This is a genomic window from Actinacidiphila oryziradicis (assembly GCF_005047355.1).
Lineage (GTDB): Bacteria > Actinomycetota > Actinomycetes > Streptomycetales > Streptomycetaceae > Actinacidiphila > Actinacidiphila oryziradicis.
In genome coordinates, this window is sequence record NZ_SUMC01000291.1 from 1 (window position 1) to 2,303 (window position 2,303).

A 2,303-nucleotide genomic window follows, 5' to 3' on the forward strand; every position below is an offset into this window, starting at 1 on the left:
CTGCAGGTCCATGACCAGGTTTCTGGCGAGTTGCATGGTCCAGGCCGCGGTGGGGTGGGCGGTCGTGCCCATGATGTGGATGCGGCGGGTGGCGTGCTCGATGACGGCGAAGACGTACAGTCGGGCCTCGGTCAGGGTGCGGGTTTCGAAGAAGTCGGCGGCGAGGATCGCGTGTGCTTGGCTGCGCAGGAAGCCGGCCCAGGTCTGGTGGTCGCGCTGGGGTGCGGGTTCGATGCCGTGGGCTTGGATGTCGGGTAGCCCGAGGGAATCTCGCCCTCGGGCTCCCACAGAATCCGTACGTGACAGTCTCCCGTCATACGGCTCTTGTCGTTCTGGTCATCTGACGGCCGGTTTCACCCAGATCCAGTGAGCGAAGTACCGAGGCTGTCGGGCGGCAGCGGCGCGCATCGCGTCGAGGGCCTTTCTCCATCCCCGCAGCTTCTTGTACTTCTTTCTGATCCACCGCAGCAGGTAGGTGTTGATGCGGTAGAGCAGGGGCGTCAGCACCGAACGCTGGAAGGCCCCGTAATAGGCCATCCATCCCCGCACAACCGGGTTGATCATGCGTGCGAGGTCGGCTTCGGTGCTGTTGACGCGGTGGTCCAGTCGCCAGGACCGCACGACCGCGTTCATCTTCTTCAGGGCGTCCTTGCTGGCGGCCGGAAGGAAGCGGGTGTACTGCACCCCGTCCTTGCGGCGGGCCGCACGAGGTTGGAAGGTGTACCCCAGGAACGTGAACGACGTGTGCTCGAAGGCACCGCGCCGGTTGCTGTCCTTGCAGTACGCAATCTTCGTCTTGTCCGCGTGCAGTTCCAGTCCGACCTGGGTCATCCGCTCGTGCAGCGCGGCCAGGACCCTGCGGGCCTGGTACTCGGTGGTGCAGTGCACCACCGCATCATCCGCGTATCGTTCGAAGACGACCGCCGGGAACTCCCGGGCCAGCCAGGCGTCGAACGTGTAGTGCAGGAACAGATTCGCCAGGACGGGCGAGACCGATGAACCCTGTGGGGTGCCCCGGTCCCGCTCCAGCAGGCTTCCGTCGGGCAGTTGCAGCGGAGCGGCCAGCCACCGCTTCACATACAACGTCACCCAGCGGGCGTCAGTGTGTGCTTCCACGGCCTTGAGGACGAGGTCCCACCGGACGCTGTCGAAGAACTTCCGGAATGTCCAGATCGATCACCCAGTCGTACTCCCAGCAGCGCCTGCGGCAGACCTCGACCGCGTTCAAGGCCGAGCGGCCCGGCCGATACCCATAGGAGTCCGGGTGGAACACGGGCTCCACCCGCTCCTCCAGGTGTGCGGCCACCACCGTCTGCGCCACCCGGTCGGCGACGGTGGGCACCCCGAGCACACGGGTACCTGCGGCACCGTGCGTCTTGGGGATCTCCACCGCCTTGACCGGGGGCGGGAAGTACGTCCCCGAGGACATCCGGTTCCAGTCGGGTCGCCCGGGGGAATCTCACCCCCGGGCTCCCACAGATCCCGGCGTGACAGTCTCCCGTCACCGGGCTCTTTTCATCCTGATCACCAGGGCGATTGCACCCAGCGCCATTGCGCGAACATCAGCGGATACTGTTTCGTGACCCGCTTCCAACTCGCATGGGCTTTCTTGCGTGCACGAAGCCGCTTGTACTTCTGCCGGATCCAGCGCATCAGGTAGGTGTTGATGCGTTGCAGGAGAGGATACAGCTCGGTGCGGTAGAACGCCCCGTAGTACTGCATCCAGCCGCGCACGATTGGGTTGATCCTCCGTGCAAGCTCGACAAAGGTGTGGCCTGTGCGCAGATGTAGCCGCCAACTGCGGACCTCTGCGCTCATCCTTTTCAAGGCTTCCTTGCTGGCGGCGGGCAAGAACGACGTGAAGACCTTGCCGTCCTTGCGCCTCGCCCCGCGCGCCCGGAACGTGAACCCCAAGAACGTGAACGACCGATTCGGATAGTTTCCGGTCCGGTTGGCGTCCTTGCAGTACACCACCTGAGTCTTGGCCGGATGCAATTGCAGACCGACCTCCGCGAACCTTTCCCGGATCGCCTCGACCATCATCAGGGCTTGGCGTTCACTGACGCAGTGCACCACTGCGTCATCCACATAGCGCTCGAACGCAATGGCCGGGAAGTTCCGAGCCATCCACGCATCAAACGCGTAGTGCAGGAAGAGGTTTGCCAACACGGGCGTGATCACGCCCCCAACGCAATGGGCAACTTCTGTTTCGAGGTGACGCTCGGCTACCGACGGCTGGAACTCCTTCCCCGCACGGAGGGTAAGGGGCGTCACAATGGGTAGTAGGTTTGTGACATGGTGCG

Annotated in this window: 3 protein-coding genes and 1 pseudogene; all 4 read right to left on the reverse strand. The window is 64.1% G+C overall.

What is annotated here, in order from left to right; all coding sequences use genetic code 11:
* Positions 1–288 (reverse strand): annotated as a pseudogene (locus FCI23_RS55260) (hypothetical protein); the annotation flags it as partial.
* A 48-nt stretch (positions 289–336) separates the two neighbouring features.
* Positions 337–1,116, reverse strand: coding sequence for a reverse transcriptase domain-containing protein (locus FCI23_RS62920; protein ID WP_265737871.1), 780 nt, complete (start codon positions 1,114–1,116; stop codon positions 337–339).
* A complete protein-coding gene (locus FCI23_RS62925) occupies positions 1,100–1,429 on the reverse strand; it encodes a reverse transcriptase domain-containing protein (protein ID WP_265737872.1) in 330 nt (109 codons plus the stop codon). The genes FCI23_RS62920 and FCI23_RS62925 overlap by 17 nt, the downstream gene beginning before the upstream one ends.
* 95 nt (positions 1,430–1,524) lie before the next feature.
* Positions 1,525–2,303, reverse strand: a 779-nt coding sequence (locus FCI23_RS55270; protein ID WP_136731702.1) for a group II intron maturase-specific domain-containing protein, incomplete at its 5' end; no start/stop codon positions are given.